Consider the following 18,682-nt stretch of genomic DNA (forward strand, 5'->3'; position numbering starts at 1 on the left):
ACAATACGGCCAGGGCCACCGGCCACTCCACTCACATCACCAAAGAATATTATGTCCAGCATCTCCACCACCACGCCCCTCTCCGACGACGAATACGCCGAACTCGACACCCTGCTGGCCGCGCCTGCCCTGGCCGGAGCCGCCATGGACGTATCGATGCTGGAAGGTTTTCTCACGGCCGTCGCCCTGAGCCCGAAGCAAATTGCAGTTGAGCAATGGTTGCCGTGGGTCTGGGACAAGGCGACCGGCACTGCGGCGCCCGCGCCAGATGCTGACAGCGAACGAGCAGCCAGCCTGGCCCGGCGCCACCATGCCTACATGGTCGAATGGCTGGCGAAGGACCCGGACAGCTTCGAACCCATCTATGTATGCGGCCCCGAATGGAGCGTGCCCGCCTGGTGCGCCGGTTTTGTGCTTGGCACGAGCCTGGACAAGCCCCAGTGGGCGGCCCTGGCCGTCAGCCACCCGGAGTACCTGGCACCGTTCCAGCACCTGGCCACGGCCAGCGAGCTCGATGACGATGCGGCCGAAACGGCCATGGATGGCGTGATTCCTTGCGTGATCGCCATCAACGCGGCCTGGGCGCGCCAGCGCCACCTGAAACAAAGCCAGCCCGGCGCCACCGTGCTGCGCGAACTGCCGAAGACGGGCCGCAACGACCCGTGCCACTGCGGCAGCGGCAAGAAGTACAAGAAATGCTGCGCCGACGCCGATAGCGCGGCCACCTGAGGCGCTATCTCCTTGCGCCAGCTGCTGACGGCCATCCTGCGCTTCCTGCTGCGCCATGCGCTGCAGTTCGCCCTGTTCATCGCCATCCTGCTGGCCGGACGCCTGCTGCTGGCCGAATGGCGCGCCTACAGCGCTGGCAGCGAAGCCGTCGCCGCGCTCAGGCTGGCCGCCGGCGGCGCCGATCATCATGGCGCCGGCCTGGCCGCTGCCGCCACGGACCGCATCAACGCCCTGCGGCAAGCGCCACAAGCAAGCATCGCCGCGCGCCTGGCGCAAGTGCAGGCGCAATTGGCGGCCTTGCGCGCGCGGCAGCAGCCGTCGCTGTTCAGCCTCCCCCTGCCCGACACGAACACCCTGGCCCTGCACGCGCAAGACGAAGCGGCGCGCCGCGTGGAGATCGAAGTACTGGTACAGGAAGCCCGTTATCTGACGGCCCTGCAGGCGGCGATCAGTGGCGAAGATGCACGCCAGACGCTGGCGCGCCTGCACGCGGACCACGTGCGCGCGTATGCGGTACTGCAAAATAATCTGCGCCAGCGCCGTGAACTGGAAGCGCAGCATCCGCTGGCGGCACGCCTGCCCGGCAGCGACGCCTATGCGCAGCTGTCGCAGCTTGAAGCGCAGGGCCAGCGTTTGCGCGAGATCAACCTGCAAGCGTATCAGGCCTGGGCAACGCAGCGCACACGCACCAGCGCCACTCACTCCGCCCGCCCCGCCCCATTTTCCATCGACGAGCAAGCCGTGTCCGGCGCGCTGGCGCCCGTGCAGGCGGCGATTACGGCCGGCGAAGGACAGCTGGCGCGCAACTGGATCGCCCGCTGGCGCGCGCCCGTCATGGACGTGGCGCCCACGGCCGCCCTGCTGATGCTGTCGGCCATGTTGCTGCCCGCCGCCATCAAGGCCTTCTTTTACTTCGTGCTGGCGCCCGTCGCATCCCGTTTGCCGCCGCTGTCGATCGCGCGCACATTGCAGCTCAACGCCGCCAGTCTGCCCCTGCCGCCGCAGGGCGAATCGCGCATTTCCGCCGTCTCGCAGGGCTTGCTGCTGCAGCCTGGCCAGCGGATGCTGATCCACCCCGAGTACCTGCAATCGTCGCCCGTCAGTACGCATAAACGCACGCAGTGGCTGCTGGACTGGCGCTTTCCATTTACCAGCCTGGCCGCCGGCATGGTGGCACTGACGCGGCTGGAAAGCGAAACCACAGCATCCGTGACGATTTCCGCCAGCGACGACCCGCTGCTGGAAGTGGCCATCGTCCACCTGCCGGCCGGCAGCGCCCTCGTATTCCAGCCACGGGGACTGGTCGGCCTGGTCTGCGACGCGAATCAACCGCTGGCGATATCGAGCCACTGGCGCCTGGGCAGCCTGCACGCCTGGCTCACCTTGCAGCTGCGCTTCATCGTCTTTCGCGGCCCCGTCACCCTGATCGTGCGCGGCTGCCGCGGCGTGCGCCTGGAACGGGCCGGCCAGGGGCGCTCCATCAGCCAGTCCGCCACCCTGGGCTTTACCACCGACGTGCTGTATTCGACCTTGCGCAGCGAAACCTTCATCCCCTACCTGCGCGGCCAGCAGGCGCTGCTCAACGACCGCTTCGACGGCGACAACGGCGTCTACCTGTACGAAGAAACCCCGCGCCACGGCAAGCAGCCGGGCAAGGTAGGCAGCTGGTTCGAGGGGTTCACCGACGCCATATTGAAAGTGTTCGGCATCTAGCCGGAGCAACCCTATGAACGACTTCCTGTTTGCCGACTTTCTCGAGGACCATGCCACGTATGCGGCGGCAGAGGCCTACTGGCAGGCACGCCTGGCCTTCTTCGAGGGGCAGTGCGCGCCGTATCTGCGTACGGCATTTGCCAATGGCCAGCCATTCTACGACGGCAATCCCATCGTCAACCTGGCGGACCGCAACGCCGGCAAGGCGGCGCGCATCGTGCAGCAATGCCCGCATGAATTCGGCCACGACTACACGAGCTTCGAGCAAGCCATCGAGCTGGCCGGCCCCAACGGGCACCGCCCGGCGCAGGAAAAGATCATCGTGCTGACCTTGACGCAGGCAACGGCGCAGCGGGCCGAGGATGAATTGCGGGCGTGGTTTGCGCCAGCGTAGGGCTACTCGCTACGCCGCAATCGAATGCGACACCGTCAGCCACTCGCCCGGCTGCAGATTCGCCGCCGCCTCGCGGGTGGCCAGCACGCTGTCCGGGTCCAGGTCCGAGCGTTTCAGCTTGTAGGAATAGGCGAAATCGTCGGCATCGAATGCCTGCCCCGCCTTGACGTAATACTTGAAGCCGACAAAGGAGTCGGGATTGGTGACGACCGAGTATTCAAGCGTGACATTGTTCATGGCGGGCCTCGTCAACGGTGGTGAGGCATCCATTATGCGTCAATTCCGGCGGCAGCGACGCGGCGGCTGCTCCTTGCGGCAAGTCAATAGCCCTGCCGGCCGCCAGCGCTACAGTAGGCAGAGTCCACCACCAAACACTACTGCCATGCGCACCTTGCTCACGAAGATCAGGAATACACTGGCGTCGCAGGTGGGCCTGCCGGCGGCGGCGCGCATGGAGCGGACGTCGGACCGGCGCGGCTTGCCCTCCTTCGATCCCGGCCCGCAAGCCGTCGTCAAGGCCTGCACGGCCTGGCTATGCGCGGCGCAGGACCATTCCAGCTCAAACGACGGTGGCGTCGCGCGCGACTACAATTTGCTGACAGGCTGGTCGAGTTCCTACCCGGAGACCACCGGCTACATCATCCCCACCGTCATCGCCCTGGCGCAGCGCACGGGCGATCATGGTGGGGGTGATGCACTGCACGGGCGCGCGCGGCGCATGCTCGATTGGTGCGTGGCCATCCAGTTCCCGCAAGGCGGCTTCCAGGGCGGGAAGATCGACTCCAACCCGCGCGTGCCCGTCACCTTCAACACGGGCCAGATCCTGCTTGGCCTGGCCGCCGGCGTGGCAGCATACGGCGAAGCCTACCGGGACGGCATGCAGCGCGCGGCAAGCTGGCTGCGCGACAGCCAGGATGCCGACGGCTGCTGGCGCAGGCATCCGACTCCGTTCGCCAGCGCGGGCGACAAGGCCTACGAAACGCATGTGGCCTGGGGCCTGTTCGAAGCGGACCGCATCGCGCCGGAACACGGCTATGGCGCGGCCGGCCTGCGCCAGGTCGACTGGGCGCTGAGCAAACAGCGCCCCAACGGCTGGTTCGCCTCGAACTGCCTCGACAACCCGCTGCTGCCCCTGACCCATACCATCGGCTACGCCTTGCGCGGCCTGCTCGAAGCGCACCGCTTTTCCGCGCGCGCCGACTTGCTGGACGCCGCCGCGCGCACCGGCACGAGCATCGCCAGGGCTGTGGCGGCCGACGGCTACCTGGCCGGCCGCCTCGGTCCCGACTTCCAGCCGGGAGCCAGCTACGCCTGCCTCACGGGCTCCGCGCAAAACGCGCATTGTCTGTTCCTGCTGTACCAGTTCACGGGCGAGCGGCGCTACCTCGATGCGGGACGCCGCCTGAATAGTTACGTGCGGCGCTCCGTCAGCATCGACGGCCCCTTGCACGCGCGCGGCGGCGTCAAGGGTTCGTTTCCCGTCGATGGCGATTACGGCACCTGGGCTTACCTGAACTGGGCCGCCAAGTTCTGCATCGATGCGAGCCTGCTGGAACTGGAAATCGGCGATGCTTGAACGGGCCAAACGCGCCGCCAGGGCCGCGCTGGAAGCGTGGCGCCGCGCCGCCAGCGCCAGTCACGTGCGCCAGAGCAGGCCCCACGTGACGCGCGCCACGCTGGCGTCCGGCCTGGCGCGGCTCGGCGTGGCGCCAGGCGATACGCTGTTCGTGCATTCCTCGCTGAAAAGCCTGGGCTATGTCGAAGGCGGCGCAGTGGCCGTGATAAGTGCCCTGCAAGACGCCGTCGGCCCGCAAGGCACCCTGCTGCTGCCCACCTACTATCTGCCCGGCGGCTCCGTGCGCGCCACCTGCGCCATGCCGGACTATGTGTTCGACCCGCGCCGCCATGGCACGCACATGGGACGGTTGCCCGAAGCGTTTCTGGCAAGCGGCAATATCCACCGCAGCATCCACCCTACTCACTCCGTGTCCGCGTGGGGCCGCCATGCCGCCTGTCTGACCGAGGCGCACCACCGCGCGCCCTCGATCTTCGGCATGGGCTCGCCCTGGCAGCGCTTCATCGGCTGCGAGCAGGCGAAGGTGCTGGGCCTGGGCATTTCCATGGGGCCGGTGACGTTCTACCACGCGCTGGAAGACGCCATGGGCGACGCCTTTCCCGTGCCCGTCTGGGAAGACGATGTAAAGCTGCTGGCTTGCCTGGACCACGCCGGCCGGCGCTGGGACGTGCCCGTGCGCCCGTTCGACCAGGCAGTCGCCCAGCGCCGCATCGACCATGCAGGCCGGGACGACTTGCGCGATTATTTTGCGCGCGAATTCGACGCCGCCGGCCTGCGCGTGAAGGGCCAGGTTGGCGATGCGGCGTCGTGGTGCATTCCCGCGCAGGCGTTTTATGCGCACCTGCACCGGTTGGCCACTGAGCACGTGACGATCTACGCCAGCGCGGCGCAGTTGGCGGCGCGGCCGATCAGGCGCGCATGAAAAAACCGCCCGGATCGTCATGACACCGGGCGGTTTTACTTGGGTTGGCTACAACATCAAGCCTGCGGGCGGTCCGCCTTCTTCTCTCTTGCGACGATATACAGCAGCACGATGATGGCCGCATACGGCAGCAGCGACAGCGCATCCGAATGCAGGCCCGCGTAGAACGGATTGCCATGCTCGGCCCAGTCGGCCATCATCTGGTCGAAGTGCGTCAGCACGCCGGCCGTAATGGCGATGATGATGCCGGCCAGCGCGCCGCCGGCGATGTAGCCGGAGGCCAGCAGCACGCCCGAACTGCGGTCGCCCGCCAGCTGGCGTTCTTCCTCGTTCAGCTTTGCATTGTGTTCCAGCTTGTTGTTGCGGCGGTCCGCCAGCCAGCGCACCAGGCCGCCGACGAAAATCGGCAAGGTGGACGACAGCGGCAAGTACACGCCAACGGAAAACGCCAGCGACGGGATGCCGGCCATTTCCAGCACCACGGCGATCATCACGCCGAACAGCACCAGGGTCCACGGCAGCTGCTGGTCGAGGATGCCCTTGATGATGTAGGACATCAGCACGGCCTTCGGCGCATCGTATTTCTTCACTTCCGAGCCGTCCGGACGCTTGCTGTAATGGCCATTGATGCCCGGATCGACCAGGTAAGCCAGCTGGCCATCTTCCTTGACGAAATACTTGCCGGCCGGGCCGCCCACGGTGTCCGTCTTTTGCCAGACTTTATACGTGTTGTGGTCCGTATCGGCTTGCGGGCCATGCAGTTCGCCCGTCACCGTCAGCTTCGACGCATCGACCGTCAGGCCAGGCGCCACTTGCGCGGCCGGCACGTAGACGGTGCTCGCTTCGTTCAGCTTCAGCAGAATCGGACCGAGGATCAGCGCCGACGACAGCGCGCCGGCCAGAATCGCGTACTGCTGCAAGCGCGGCGTGGCGCCCACCAGGTAGCCGGTTTTCAAGTCTTGCGAGGTGGTGCCCGCATTGCTGGCGGCGATGCACACGATGGCGCCCACCGACAGGGCAGTCACATAGTAACGCCCGCCCGTCCAGCCCATGATCAGGAAGATCAGGCAAGTGAACAGCAAGGTGGCCACGGCCATGCCGGAAATCGGGTTCGACGACGAGCCGATTTCGCCCGTCAGGCGCGACGACACGGTGGCGAACAAAAAGCCGAAGACGAGGATCAGCAGCGCGCCGAGGAAGTTCATGTGCAGCGGCGTGGCGAAGGTGATCACGGCGATGATGGACAGGCAGCCGATGATGACCCATTTCAGTGGGATATCCTGGTCCGTGCGCAGGGTGGAATTGCTCTTGACGCCCTTGCCGATGCCTTTCAGGCCGGCCGACAGGCTGCGCCAGATCATGGGCATGGCGCGCACCAGCGAAATCAGGCCGCCGGCGGCCACGGCGCCCGCGCCGATATACAGCACGTAGGCGCTGCGCACGTCATCCGCGCCCATTTCGCTGATCAACTTGGTGCCCGGCGAGAGCACGGTGGTCAGGCTGTCGCCGAAGAACTTGATCATCGGGATCAAGAGCAGATACGACAGCACGCCGCCGGCCGCCATGGTGGCGGCGATGCGCGGGCCGATGATGTAGCCCACGCCCAGCAATTCAGGGGAAATCTCGGCGCCGATGGAGCCGCCCTTCAGCGGCGCGGCAAATTCCACGCCCGGCGTATCCTTCCAGCCCTTGAACGAGATATTGAAGACTTTATACAGCAAGCCGACGGCAAAACCGCCGAAGATGATCTTCGCGCGGCGCTTGGCGTCCAGCGCGGCAGCCGAATCCTTTTCGATGCTTTCACCGGCGGCGATGCGCGATTCTTCCGTGGCGGCCGCTTTCAGCACTTCGGCGCAGGCCGTGCCTTCGGGGAATTTGAGTTCCTTGTGCTGGTCGACGATCATGGTGCGGCGCATGGGGATCATCATCAGGATGCCCAGCAGGCCGCCGAGGATACCGACCAGCATGACCCGCGAGATTTCCAGGTCGAAGCCGAGGATCAAAATGGCCGGCATGGTCACGCCCAGGCCGAAGGCCAGCGATTCGCCGGCCGAACCGGCCGTTTGCGTGATGCTGTTTTCCAGGATCGACGAATCCTTGCCGCCCACCTTCTTGGCCAGGCCGAACAGGGTAATCGCAATGACCGCGACGGGGATCGAGGCGCTGACGGTCAGGCCCACTTTCAGCACCAGGTACAGCGAGGAGGCGCCAAAGACCATCCCCAGGATGACGCCCATGAACAGCGCGCGGAAGGTCATCTCGGGCAGCTTCGCATCGGCCGGGATATAGGGCTTCACGACGCTCGGTGTTGCATCTTTTGCCATGGATATTTCCTTAATTTTTAAAAATAAACAGCCCGGATTGACGCCCGGGCTATTTTCTTGAAGCCGAGACTATCGCACAGCCGCGTTTCGATGAAAAGGTTTTTTGCTCCCGGTCCCGGCGCCTGGCCCGGCGCCCGCCCGCACAGGAGGCGCTGGCGCATTGGTCTATAATCGCTGCCACCGTGCCTTGCACGCTCACGTGAGACTGCCTTGACTGCCAAACGAACCGGATTCCCCTGGCCTTCCCGCCGCGCCACCGTGCGCGGCTTCATCATCGCCGGCTGCGCCGCGCTGGCCGCCGCCGTGCTGCTGGCCGCCTACCTGTTCCTGTATGTGCGCCCGCGCCTGCCCGAGCTGGACGTCATCACCGACTACCAGCCGAAGATACCGCTGCGCGTGTACACGGCCGACAATGTGCTGATCGGCGAATTCGGCGAAGAACACCGCGACTTCGTGCCGATCGCGCAAGTGCCGGAAATGATGAAAAAGGCCTTGCTGGCCATCGAGGATGGCCGCTTCTACGAACACCACGGCATCGACTTCGTGCGCGCCGGCGGCGCCGTGCTGTCGAACCTGCGCCACGGCTTCGGCCACGGCGGCGGTTCCACCATCACCATGCAGGTGGCGCGCAACTTCTTCCTGACGCGCGAAAAAGTCGCCTCGCGCAAGCTCAATGAAATCATGCTGGCCCTGAAAATCGAGGCTGCCCTGTCAAAAGACCAGATTCTCGAGCTGTACATGAACCAGATGTACCTGGGCCAGCGCTCGTTCGGCTTCGGCAGCGCGGCGCAGACCTACTTCGGCAAACCGCTGAATGAACTGTCGATCGCGGAAATGGCCATGCTGGCCGGCCTGCCGCAAAACCCGTCGCGCCATAACCCGATCAGCAATCCGAAAAAGGCGCACGCGCGCCAGCAACTGGTCTTGAAACGCATGCGCGAACTCGATTACATCAGCGAAGGCCAGTACCAGCAAGCGCTGGCCCAGCCGCTGCATATCAATACCCGCGGCAAGCAGGGTTTCGACACGCACGCCGAATACGTGGCCGAACTGGCGCGCCAGGCCGTGTATGCCCAGTACAAGGAAGACAGCTACACCAAGGGCATCAGCGTCTACACGACGATCCTGAAAGCGGACCAGGACGCGGCCTACGCCTCGACGCGCCGCAACGTCATCGCCTACGACCAGCGCCACGGCTACCGCGGCCCGGAAACCTTCATCGACATGCCGCTTGAGGCCGAGCAGCGCGACGACGCCATCGATGCTGCACTGCAAAAACGCCCGGACAGCGACGGCCTGATCGCCGCCGTCGTCACGGAAGTGGTTAGCGGCAAGGTGGTGGCCGACACGGGCGACGGCGACGCCAAGACCATCACGGGCGAAGGCCTGCGCTTTGCCGCCCCTGCCCTGTCCGCCAAGGCCAGCGCTGGCATCAAGCTGCGCCCGGGCGCCGTGATCCGCATCAGCAAGGATGGCAAGGGCAACTGGGCCATCACGCAAGTGCCGCTGGTGGCCGCCGCCTTCGTCTCGCTCGATGCGGAAACGGGCGCCTACCACGCCATGGTGGGCGGCTTCGACTACAACCTGCAAAAGTTCAACCACGTCACGCAAGCCTGGCGCCAGCCCGGTTCGGCCATGAAGCCCTTCGTGTATTCGGCGGCGCTGGAAAAAGGCTTTTCGCCGGCCACCCTGATCAACGACGTGCCCCTGGAAATGCAGGCGGGCGGCAAGGTGTGGGCGCCGCAGAATGACGACTTCAAGTTCGACGGCCCGATCACCATGCGCTACGCGCTGGCGCAATCGAAGAACGTGGCCTCGGTGCGCATCCTGCGCGCGCTGGGCGTGTCGTACACGCACGACTTCATGGAAAAATTCGGTTTCGACCCGGCGCGCCAGCCCAGCAATCTGACGATGGCGCTGGGTACGGGTTCCGTCACGCCCGTGCAGATGGCGGGCGCCTACGCCCTGTTCGCCAACGGCGGCCACCAGGTGGAACCGTATTTGATCGACCGCATCGTCGACGCCAAGGGCACGGTGCTGATGCAGACCAAACCGCCCGCGCCGAACGATGACAAGACCCTGGCGCTGGACCCGCGCAACGCCTTCGTGATGGACAGCATGCTGCGCGAAGTCACGCGCACCGGCACGGGCGCGGCGGCGACGAAAAAACTGGGGCGCGGCGACATCGCCGGCAAGACGGGCACCACCAGCGACGCCGTAGACGGCTGGTTCGCCGGCTATGGCGGCGGCATCGTGGCGGTGGCGTGGATGGGCTATGACGAACCCAAATCCCTGGGCGGGCGCGAATTCGGTTCCTCGCTGGCCATGCCGATCTGGATCGACTACATGCGCACGGCCCTGTCGACGCGCCCGCAAGTCACGCGCGCCGTGCCGGCGGGCCTGAGCCAGGTCGACGGCGAGTGGCTGTACGACGAATTCATCGACATGAATGGCGTCAAGACGCTGGATATGGACGTGGAGACACCGACGGATCCCGCGGCCGTGCCGGAGACGGTGCCGGCGGAAACGAACTAGATGAAAAAGCCAGGAGCGATCCTGGCTTTTTTTCGGCCGCGTTTTTTACGCCGCTTTGACCATGCTCAAATACCCGCGCACCGTACTGACGACGCTGTCGGCAAAATCGTCGACATTGACCTTCGCCGCACGGTACTTCCAGCGTTTCACGTACCAGTCCTGGAACAGGGCCAGGCAGTGTGCGGCCAGCAAGGTGGGATCGCCCTGCGGCTTCGGTTCGATTTCCCCGATGGTGGCGGCGATCAGGGTCTGCACATACAGTTCCGAATTTTTCGCCATGCTGCGCTGCTCCACCTGCAGCACGCGCGAATCCATGAAGACAAAATAAAACCACGGCTGCAGCACTTCGGACAGGTAGATCGACGAGCGTATCATCGCTTCCAGGCGGTCCAGCGGCGACTTCACGTCCGCAAACAGCAGCGGCAAGGCTTGCGTGGCGTGGCGCACCACGTCCTCGATCATTTCGGCCAGTTGATCCTTGCTGGTGATGTAGCCATACAGGCCGCCCATCGACAGCCCGGTCTCGCGGCACAAATCGCGCAAGCTCATGGCGCGGAAGCCCACGTCATTGGCCAGGCGGAAGGTGGCGACGAAGATGCGTTCAAGATTTTCCAGCGCCGGCTTGCGGCGTTTGACGCCGATGCGCTCCGCGTGGCGGTCAAGAATATATTCCCAGATGTTTTCGCCATTTAAAGGCGTCATCTGCTGAAACTGTTCAAAATTAAAATGGGTCGACAAGTGCATTCCCAAGTAACGGTGGAGGAGCGATATCCATGCCATGCAGGTACGCGGCATGGCAAGACGGCGGGACGGCGGATGCCGGGCCGATTATAGCTCAGGAAAACAACTATTTGACTTTTCAACTATGCAATGGGTGCATAAGCAACGCCAAATTCCCACAGTTATTGCGCTGCATCATGCAATTCAAATGCAATTTAAATCCAGCAGTGCTACATTCAAAAAACCGAGCGCTCGCTATTTTTAATGCATCAAGAATGTAAGGAGTGCACGGTTCACCGCTACAGCATCGACATTTCCATATTATTCAAATAACGGAGACAAAATGAAGACTCGCTTTTGGCAATTGCTATCCACCCTGCTGTTTTCCCTCGCCATCCTGCCCGGCAGCGCCAGCGCCGCCGGCTACACGCAAACGAAGTACCCGATCGTGCTCGTGCACGGCCTGTTCGGCTTTGACAAGCTCGGTCCCGTCGAATATTTTTATGGCGTCCCCGCCGCCCTGCGCAGCGGGGGCGCGCAAGTGTATGTGACCACCGTGTCGGCCGCCAACAGCACGGAAGTGCGCGGCGAGCAGCTGCTGTCGCAGGTGCGGCAAATTCTCGCCGCCACGGGCGCGGCCAAGGTCAATCTGATCGGCCATAGCCACGGCGGCCCCACGGCCCGCTATGTCGCCTCCGTGCGCCCCGACCTGGTGGCGTCCGTCACCAGCGTGGCGGGCGTGAACAAGGGTTCCAAGGTGGCCGATATCCTCAGCGGCGCCATTCCCAACACCAGCAACGCGCTGGGCAACGCGCTTGCCTCCCTGATCGGCATTTTGTCGGGCAACAAGGGCTTGCCGCAAAACGCGGGCGCCTCGCTGGCGTCGCTGTCCACGGCCGACTCGCTGGCGTTCAATAGCCGCCACCCGCAAGGCGTACCCACCTCCGCCTGCGGCGAAGGCGCCTACCAGGTGCAAGGCGTGCACTACTTTTCGTGGAGCGGCGCGCAACCGTACACAAATGTGCTCGACGTGGGCGACCCGGCACTGGCAGCCATCAGCCTGGCCTTCGGCGGCGTCAAGAACGATGGCCTGGTGAGCAGCTGCTCCAGCCACCTGGGCAAGGTGATCCGCGACGACTACGCCATGAACCACCTCGATGAAGTCAACCAGTTCGTCGGTATCGTCAACCTGTTCGAGACGAGCCCCGTCACGGTCTTCCGCCAGCAAGCCAACCGCCTGCAAGGCCTGGGACTGTAAGGAGAAGCGCATGCACGCGAAATGGATCATCGGCGGCAGCCTGGCGGCCCTGGCCCTGTACCTGGTGCTGCGCCCGGGCGAGGCGCCCGCCCCGCCGCCGGAAAAGGCGGAACCGGACCTGTTCGCGTTCGTGCGCTCGATGGAAGGCACGCGGCCCGACGGCAACGTGACGGTGACCGCCGGCGACAAGCTGGTGGTCGACGCGGAACTGGGCCACCTGTTCGACTACTATCTGGCGGGCCTCGGTGAAAAGCCGCTGGCCGCCATCCGCAGCCAGATCGAGGCGGAACTGGACCGCAGCCTGGCGCCCGTCCCCGCCCGCGAAGCGAAACGCCTGCTGGGCGCGTACCTGGCTTACAAGCAGGCGCTGGCCGGCGCGGAACAGGCCTTGCCGGCGCAAGCCGATCCCGCCGTGGCGGCGCGCGCGCGCCTGCAAGCCATGCGCACCTTGCGCGGCAATTACTTTACAGCCGAGGAAAGCGCGGGCCTGTTCGGCGCCAGCGACGCGTATGACGACGACGCCGTGGCGCGCATGGCGATACTCGGCGACAGCTCGCTCGACGAGGCGCAGCGCCAGGCGCAACTGGCCGCGCTGGACCAGAACATGTCGCCGGCCCAGCGCGCCGCGCGCGATGCGCCGCTGCAGGTGGCGCAGCTGGACGCCTCCGTCAAGGCCTTGCGGGCACAGGGCGGCGGCGAAAATGAAGTCTATCGCCTGCGCGCCAGCACATTTACGCCGGCGGCGGCGGCGCGCCTGGCGGAGCTGGACCGCGAGGAATCGCAGTGGCAGCAGCGCATCATCGCGTACCAGGCTGCCAAGGCACAGCAGGCCAGCCTTCCCGGCGGCGCGCAGGATGCGGCAGCCCTGCAGCAGCTGCGCGATGCCAGTTTCACGCCGGAGGAACAGCGCCGGCTGGGCGCCTACGAATAGCGCTCAGGCCAGCTGCACCAGCAAAGCCGCTGCCGCCATCACGTCCGAAGTGTCGCGCCCCTGCCGGTAGCCGCCATGCACAGGGGCCAGCACGGCACGCGCGGCGGCACCGCGGCCTTGCGCCTGCAGCACGGCCGCCAGACTGGTGGCGCAGCGCAGCTCCCAGCCCGGCGCCTGCTGGCCCCTGGCCAGCTGCAGCGCTTCTTCCAGCTGTGCCCGTACCGCTTCCAGGCCGGCCGCATCGTCCTGCGCCAGCGCGCGCCAGCGGTGGTGCGCGTCGCGGCGCAGCACTTCCGGCGCGCTCCACGGCGCCAGGCCCGTGCGTGCGCGCCGCAGCGCCTGGCTATCGGCGGCCGCGTCGTGCAGGGTGGCCATCAAATCGACCTGTATCGGCCAGCTGCGCACCGAAGGCCAGGGGAACTGTGTCATCGCCTCGCCCCCGTCGAGCAGGCGCTGGTAGGCGACGCCCCAGGCGCTCCAGTACAGCAAGCCATAGCGGGCCGCATGCTCGCACAGCAGGCAAATCCACGCATGCGCCAGTTCCCGCTGCCCGCACCACAGGGCGACGGGAATGGCATTGACGGCCAGCGCCACGCACAGCGTGACGCCATTGTGCTCGAAGCCCACCGCCACCGCCTCGCGCGCCAGCGCCAGGGCGTCGTCGGGGCGGCCCTGCATCCACAGGCAACGCGCCAGCGTGCCGCGCAGGCACACCTGGTGATCGGCCAGCAGGGCATTGTTGAAGCCGAGCTGCGCGGCCCCCTCGGGATGCGCGAGCACCATGCGCGCCAGCGCCGCCGACTGCGCGTAGCGACCCTGCACATACTCGCCCACGGAACGCATGCGCGCCAGCACCAGGCGCATCGCCGTGTCGTCGCGCGTGGCGCACAGGACTGCAAGCTCGGTGACGTAGCTGTCGGCGCGCTGGAAATCGGCCAGCTTCAGGCTGCAAACCCACATGCCGCAAATCGCTTCGGCGCGGCGGCTGCAATCGTCCGTGCGCATGGCCAGCGCATAGCCGCGCTGGAATGAACGCAGCATGGTGCCGGTGATCCCCTGCGTATGCAGCAGCAGATGCGCCTGCGAGGCATGCAGCTGCATCTCGCTGTCCGGGTCATCCACGGCATGCGCGGCCATGTGCTCGAGCGCCCGCTCGACGCGCGCGCGGTATTCATCCATCAGCGACAGCTGGTAGAACAGGGTTTGCGCGGCCAGGGTCAGGGCCACGCCCAGCGCCACGTCGCCCTCCTCGCCGAAGGCCCAGTCGATGGCGGCGCGCAGGTCGTCGACATGGCGGCCGTAGCGCGCGCTCCAGTGCGCCGGCGGCATGCTTGTCCAGTCGGCGGCGATGCGCCCGGCCAGGCCCAGACAATGGCGCGCATGGCGCAGCAGCACGGCGCCCGCATCCCCGCCCGCCGACAGCTGCGCGCCAGCATACGCGCGCGTGGTGTCGAGCAGCCGGTAATACACGTGCTGGCAGCAAAACTCGATGCTGACGAGGGACTTGGCGGCCAGGTCCGCCAGCGTGTCGAACACGTCGCAGCCCGCCACGGCGCTGGCCGACTCGAGGCGGAAGCGGCTCCTGAACACGCTCAGCGCCTGCAGCACCTGGCGCTCTTGCGCGTCGAGCAGGCCGTAGCTCCAGTCCAGCGTGGCGCGCAGGGTCTGGTGGCGCAAGGGCATGTTGCGCGCGCCGCGCGTGAGCAGGCGAAAGCGGTCGTCGAGCTGGCGGCGCAATTCGTGCAGGCCGAAATGGCCGATGCGCCCGGCCGCCAGCTCCAGCGCCAGCGGGATGCCGTCGAGGCGCCGGCAGATGTCCACCACCACGGGCACGTCGGCGTCGGCCAGCACGAAGGCATCGTCGACGGCCGCGCAGCGTTCGCAAAACAGCTGCACCGCGGAGAAATGCCGGGCGGCGGCGGCATCGGGCACAGCGTCGGCCGGCGGCAATTCCAGCGCGGGCAGGCGCTGCAGCTGTTCGCTGCTGAGGCGCAGCGGCTCGCGGCTGGTGGCCAGCAGGTGCAGCAGCGGCGCGCCCTTGAGCAAGGCGTCGGCCAGCGTGGCGGCCGCGCCGATCACGTGCTCGCAGTTATCGAGCACGAGCAGCATGTGGCGCGGTCGCAGGTAGGCCAGCAGGACCGGCATGGCATCGCCGGCCGGCACCGCCACTCCCAGCGCCGTGGCCAGCGCCAGCGGCACCAGGCGGCCCTCGTCCAGCGGCGACAAGTCGACGAAACACACGCCATCGGCATAGCGGCGCAGCACGCGCGTGGCCAGGCCCACGGCCAGCGTGGTCTTGCCGATGCCGCCCGGACCGGCAATGCACAGCAGGCGCAATTGCAGCAGCTGGTTGGCCATCGTTTGCAGCACCTCGGCGCGGCCCAGCATGCGCGTCAGCATGACGGGCAGATTGTGACGCGGCTCGGCGCCCGCCGCACCGGACGCCGGCCGGCCCGTGTGCGCCAGCGGCGCCAGGAAGCCGTAACCGCGTCCGGGGATGGTGGTGATGTAGCGCTGGCCATCGCGGCCGTCGCCGAGCGCCTTGCGCAGCGCCGCCAGATGCACGCGCAAGGTCGCGTCGTCGACCACGGCATTGGGCCAGACGATGGCCACCAGTTCATGTTTGTCGACGATGTCGCCGGCGCGCTCCAGCAGGGCCAGCAGCAAGTCCATGGCCCTGCTGCCCAGGCGCAGCGCGCGGTCGCCCTCGAACAGCAGGCGCTCCAGCGGCAAAAGGCGAAACGGGCCGAAGACATAGGCCGGGACGGGACTGTTTATCATTCTTGCGTGGGGGAGAAGGTGTTAAAGCACGCGGCTTGCAGTGGCCATATTCTACTGAGCATCCGCGCCATGCCGCATGGCGCCATGTTTCGCCACTGTTACAAGGCCGGCGGACAGCAGCGCAGCCACCTCGGCCGCGGGCGCCGGGCGGTGCAGATAAAAGCCCTGTACCTGCGGGCAGCCCAGCCGCCGCAGCTGCGCCAATTGTTCACCGTTTTCCACGCCTTCGGCCAGCGCCTGCAAGCCCAGGCCGCGCGCCAGCGCAAGGGTCGAGGCGACGATCACAGTGTCACAATCTGCGCTGCCACCGCTGCCCAAGTCGCGGATGAAGGAGCGGTCGATCTTGATGGTGTGAATCGGCAGCATCCGGACATGGCTCAAGCCCGAATGGCCGGTGCCGTAATCGTCGAGCGAAATGGCCAGGCCCAGCGCGCGCAGGCGGCGCAAGCCCTGCGCCGCCTGCGCCATGTCGTCGATGCAGCAGCTTTCCGTCACTTCCAGCTCCAGCAGGCCGGCAGGAATGGCGTGGCGCCGCAGGCAGCCCAGCACGAAATCGGGTAACTGCGCCGGCAACTGCGGCTGGCATAGCTGGCGCGCCGAGACATTCACCGCGACCGGCACCAGAGGCAAGCCCTGCGCGCGCCACTGCGCCAGTTGGCGGCAGGCCGCATCGATGCCCCAGTTGCCCAGCGCGGCAATGGCGTCAGTCTGCTCGGCCAGGCCGATGAATTCGTTCGGGTAAATCAGGCCGTGGCGCGGATGCTCCCAGCGCAGCAGCGCTTCCAGGCCGACCAGACGCAATTGCGCCGTATCGAACTTGCCCTGGTAGTGAAAGCAGAATTCGCCGTCAGCGATGGCGCTGTCAAGGCGCGCCTGCAACTCCCGGCTGCGCGCCGAAGCACCGGGCTTGCCACCCGCCCCCTCCTGCGCCCGGCATAACAGCGCCAGCGCGCCGAGCCAGAACCTTGCCAGGCGCGCCACTAGGCCAGCAGGCGCGGCACGGCCGGCGCGCTGCGGCGCAACAAGGTGTGCGCCGGTCCCTGCTGCAGGCGAAACACGCTGACCACCTGCAGCAGCTTCGCCGCCTCGCCCTCCAGCGATTGCGAGGCGGCCGCCGCCTCCTCCACCAGGGCGGCGTTCTGCTGCGTCACTTCATCCATCTGCAGCACCGCCTGGCTGACCTGGCCGATGCCCGTGCTTTGCTCGGCGCTGGCGGCCGTGATGTCGGCCACCATCTGGCTCACGCGTCCCACGGCCGCCACCACGTCCTGCATCGTGGCGCCGGCCCGCGCCACGAGGGCCGCACCGGCGTCCACCTGCTGCGTGGAGTTGGCGATCAGGGCGCGGATGTCGCGCGCCGCCGCCGCGCTGCGCTGCGCCAGGTTGCGCACTTCCGTCGCCACGACGGCAAAGCCGCGCCCCTGCTCGCCCGCGCGCGCCGCTTCCACGGCTGCGTTCAAGGCCAGGATATTCGTCTGGAAGGCCAGCATGTCGATCACGCCGATGATGTCGGCGATCTGCGCCGAGGACGCGCTGATGGCGTCCATCGTATGGATCACCTGCCCCACGGCTTGCCCGCCAGCGCCGGCGATATTCGCCGCCTCGACGGCCAGCACGCTGGCAAGGCGGGCATTGTCCGCGTTCTGCTGCACGGTGGAGCTGAGTTCTTCCATGGCCGACGCCGTCTGTTCGAGCGAGCTGGCCTGCTCCTCGGTGCGCGACGACAGGTCGATATTGCCGGCCGCGATTTGCGACGAGGCCGTGGCAATGGTGTCGGTGCCGCTGCGCACTTGCTGCACGATGTCGAGCAGGTTGCCGTTCATGATGCACAGCGCATCGAGCAGCTTGCCCGTTTCATCGCCGCCGTGGCGGCCGAATGTCGATGTCAGGTCGCCGGCGGCCACGGTCTGCGCCACCGTCAGGGCATGGCGCAGCGGAAGGACGATGCTGCGCGTGACCAGCCAGGCGGTGACGAGTGAAAAGAGCACGGCCAGGGCGCTCAGTGCCAGCATCATGTTGCGCGCCGTGGCGTATTCGTGGCGCACCTGGGCGCCCGCCTCCTCCATCAGGTCATGCTGGTGCGAGATGAGGCTTTCCAGCGCCGCCATGTAGCGCAGCTGCTCGCCGCGCACGGTGCCGAGCAGCAAATTCGTCGCTTCGTCGCGCGCCCCTTCTTCCAGCAGGGCCAGCACCTTGTCGCGCCCGGCGTTGAACGTGGCGCGCGCCTGCGTCACGGCCGCCATCTGCTGGCGGCCCTGCAGCGACAGCACCACCTTGTCCAGCTGCGCCAGGCCCTTTTCCGTTTCGCCGCCCGCCCTGGCGATGGTGGCGCGTTCCTGCGCCAGCTGCTGCGGCTCCGTCATCAGGAGCAGGTTGCGCGAAGAGCGCGCGATGATGTTGACATTCTTGATGATGTCGTTGGCCAGCACGGTTTTCGGATATTTGTCATCGATCACGTCGCGCATGCGCAGTTCCAGGCTGGACAGGCGCAGCATGCCCAGCACGGCGGTCGCCAGCAGCAGCAAGGTCAACAACGCAAAGGAGCAGCGCAGGCGCGTGCCGATTTTCATATTTGCCATCTTTATTCGCATCCTTCAGTGTGGTGCATCGGTCATCGCGCCGGGCTCGCATGCAAGGCTGACGGCAATGGCTGCCGCCTGCCACGAATGGCTGGACGCAGCAGGCGGAGGGGTCAGCCGGGATGTGGCCGAGGCGGGAACAAGGGTGGTACGGCAGGCAGTGTGAGTTATCTCACAAGCAATGTCGCGTTAAGTTTTGCAAAGATTTGCTTAGATGGCA

At 66.3% G+C, this 18,682-nt stretch carries 14 protein-coding genes; 8 read left to right on the top strand and 6 right to left on the bottom strand.

Going from position 1 to position 18,682, the window contains the following annotated elements; genetic code table 11:
* The first annotated feature begins 51 nt into the window (after nt 1-51).
* Genes AC3IQ7_RS18505 through AC3IQ7_RS18515 form a run of 3 tightly spaced genes read left to right on the top strand, consistent with a single transcriptional unit; the run spans nt 52 to nt 2,836 of the window.
* A complete protein-coding gene (locus AC3IQ7_RS18505) occupies nt 52-729 on the top strand; it encodes a UPF0149 family protein (protein ID WP_489206952.1) in 678 nt (225 codons plus the stop codon).
* Between the two features lie 12 nt (nt 730-741).
* Nucleotides 742-2,442: a hypothetical protein gene (locus AC3IQ7_RS18510; RefSeq protein ID WP_489206953.1), complete on the top strand. Its 1,701-nt coding sequence runs from the start codon at nt 742-744 to the stop codon at nt 2,440-2,442.
* 13 nt (nt 2,443-2,455) lie between these two features.
* Complete coding sequence (locus AC3IQ7_RS18515; RefSeq protein ID WP_489206954.1) at nt 2,456-2,836, top strand: hypothetical protein; 381 nt, start codon at nt 2,456-2,458, stop codon at nt 2,834-2,836.
* A gap of 9 nt (nt 2,837-2,845) precedes the next feature.
* Here AC3IQ7_RS18515 and AC3IQ7_RS18520 read toward each other — a convergent pair whose 3' ends face one another.
* On the bottom strand, nt 2,846-3,073 hold the full coding sequence (locus AC3IQ7_RS18520; RefSeq protein ID WP_034755374.1) for a hypothetical protein: 228 nt from the start codon (nt 3,071-3,073) through the stop codon (nt 2,846-2,848).
* 145 nt (nt 3,074-3,218) lie between these two features.
* Between AC3IQ7_RS18520 and AC3IQ7_RS18525 the strand changes: the two genes are divergently transcribed.
* Entirely contained in the window at nt 3,219-4,412 is a 1,194-nt protein-coding gene (locus tag AC3IQ7_RS18525; protein WP_489206955.1) for a hypothetical protein, read from the top strand.
* Entirely contained in the window at nt 4,405-5,334 is a 930-nt protein-coding gene (locus tag AC3IQ7_RS18530) for an AAC(3) family N-acetyltransferase (protein WP_489206956.1), read from the top strand. The genes AC3IQ7_RS18525 and AC3IQ7_RS18530 overlap by 8 nt, the downstream gene beginning before the upstream one ends.
* Nucleotides 5,335-5,390: 56 nt before the next feature.
* Here AC3IQ7_RS18530 and AC3IQ7_RS18535 read toward each other — a convergent pair whose 3' ends face one another.
* A complete protein-coding gene (locus tag AC3IQ7_RS18535) occupies nt 5,391-7,658 on the bottom strand; it encodes an OPT family oligopeptide transporter (RefSeq protein WP_489206957.1) in 2,268 nt (755 codons plus the stop codon).
* A 210-nt stretch (nt 7,659-7,868) separates the two neighbouring features.
* Between AC3IQ7_RS18535 and AC3IQ7_RS18540 the strand changes: the two genes are divergently transcribed.
* Entirely contained in the window at nt 7,869-10,193 is a 2,325-nt protein-coding gene (locus AC3IQ7_RS18540; RefSeq protein WP_489206958.1) for a penicillin-binding protein 1A, read from the top strand.
* A gap of 45 nt (nt 10,194-10,238) precedes the next feature.
* On the opposite strand, the gene AC3IQ7_RS18545 is transcribed toward AC3IQ7_RS18540, so the two are convergent.
* Nucleotides 10,239-10,895, bottom strand: a complete 657-nt coding sequence (locus AC3IQ7_RS18545; RefSeq protein WP_489206959.1) for a TetR/AcrR family transcriptional regulator — start codon at nt 10,893-10,895, stop codon at nt 10,239-10,241.
* A gap of 361 nt (nt 10,896-11,256) precedes the next feature.
* Between AC3IQ7_RS18545 and AC3IQ7_RS18550 the strand changes: the two genes are divergently transcribed.
* Both AC3IQ7_RS18550 and AC3IQ7_RS18555 read left to right on the top strand, forming a co-directional pair.
* Nucleotides 11,257-12,171 carry a lipase family alpha/beta hydrolase gene (locus AC3IQ7_RS18550; RefSeq protein WP_489206960.1) on the top strand — a complete coding sequence of 305 codons (915 nt, stop codon included), beginning with the start codon at nt 11,257-11,259 and terminating at the stop codon, nt 12,169-12,171.
* A 10-nt stretch (nt 12,172-12,181) separates the two neighbouring features.
* On the top strand, nt 12,182-13,102 hold the full coding sequence (locus AC3IQ7_RS18555) for a lipase secretion chaperone (RefSeq protein ID WP_489206961.1): 921 nt from the start codon (nt 12,182-12,184) through the stop codon (nt 13,100-13,102).
* 3 nt (nt 13,103-13,105) lie between these two features.
* Here AC3IQ7_RS18555 and AC3IQ7_RS18560 read toward each other — a convergent pair whose 3' ends face one another.
* Genes AC3IQ7_RS18560 through AC3IQ7_RS18570 form a run of 3 tightly spaced genes read right to left on the bottom strand, consistent with a single transcriptional unit; the run spans nt 13,106 to nt 18,462 of the window.
* Nucleotides 13,106-15,883, bottom strand: coding sequence for an ATP-binding protein (locus tag AC3IQ7_RS18560; RefSeq protein ID WP_489206962.1), 2,778 nt, complete (start codon nt 15,881-15,883; stop codon nt 13,106-13,108).
* A 51-nt stretch (nt 15,884-15,934) separates the two neighbouring features.
* Nucleotides 15,935-16,864 (bottom strand): putative bifunctional diguanylate cyclase/phosphodiesterase, encoded by a 930-nt coding sequence (locus tag AC3IQ7_RS18565; protein ID WP_489206963.1) that lies wholly within the window; start codon nt 16,862-16,864, stop codon nt 15,935-15,937.
* The gene (locus AC3IQ7_RS18570; RefSeq protein ID WP_489206964.1) at nt 16,864-18,462 is read right to left on the bottom strand and encodes a methyl-accepting chemotaxis protein; all 1,599 of its coding nucleotides are present in this window, start codon (nt 18,460-18,462) and stop codon (nt 16,864-16,866) included. The genes AC3IQ7_RS18565 and AC3IQ7_RS18570 overlap by 1 nt, the downstream gene beginning before the upstream one ends.
* Nucleotides 18,463-18,682: the final 220 nt, after the last annotated feature.

The organism is Janthinobacterium sp. GL_088 (genome assembly GCF_057837845.1).

What these genes read in the sequence shown, in the direction of transcription:
- AC3IQ7_RS18570 (WP_489206964.1), bottom strand. Translation starts at nt 18,462, where the DNA reads ATGGCAAATATGAAAATCGGCACGCGCCTGCGCTGCTCCTTTGCGTTG.
- AC3IQ7_RS18560 (WP_489206962.1), bottom strand. Translation starts at nt 15,883, where the DNA reads ATGATAAACAGTCCCGTCCCGGCCTATGTCTTCGGCCCGTTTCGCCTT.
- AC3IQ7_RS18550 (WP_489206960.1), top strand. Translation starts at nt 11,257, where the DNA reads ATGAAGACTCGCTTTTGGCAATTGCTATCCACCCTGCTGTTTTCCCTC.
- AC3IQ7_RS18505 (WP_489206952.1), top strand. Translation starts at nt 52, where the DNA reads ATGTCCAGCATCTCCACCACCACGCCCCTCTCCGACGACGAATACGCC.
- AC3IQ7_RS18555 (WP_489206961.1), top strand. Translation starts at nt 12,182, where the DNA reads ATGCACGCGAAATGGATCATCGGCGGCAGCCTGGCGGCCCTGGCCCTG.
- AC3IQ7_RS18535 (WP_489206957.1), bottom strand. Translation starts at nt 7,658, where the DNA reads ATGGCAAAAGATGCAACACCGAGCGTCGTGAAGCCCTATATCCCGGCC.
- AC3IQ7_RS18515 (WP_489206954.1), top strand. Translation starts at nt 2,456, where the DNA reads ATGAACGACTTCCTGTTTGCCGACTTTCTCGAGGACCATGCCACGTAT.
- AC3IQ7_RS18545 (WP_489206959.1), bottom strand. Translation starts at nt 10,895, where the DNA reads ATGACGCCTTTAAATGGCGAAAACATCTGGGAATATATTCTTGACCGC.
- AC3IQ7_RS18530 (WP_489206956.1), top strand. Translation starts at nt 4,405, where the DNA reads ATGCTTGAACGGGCCAAACGCGCCGCCAGGGCCGCGCTGGAAGCGTGG.
- AC3IQ7_RS18525 (WP_489206955.1), top strand. Translation starts at nt 3,219, where the DNA reads ATGCGCACCTTGCTCACGAAGATCAGGAATACACTGGCGTCGCAGGTG.
- AC3IQ7_RS18520 (WP_034755374.1), bottom strand. Translation starts at nt 3,073, where the DNA reads ATGAACAATGTCACGCTTGAATACTCGGTCGTCACCAATCCCGACTCC.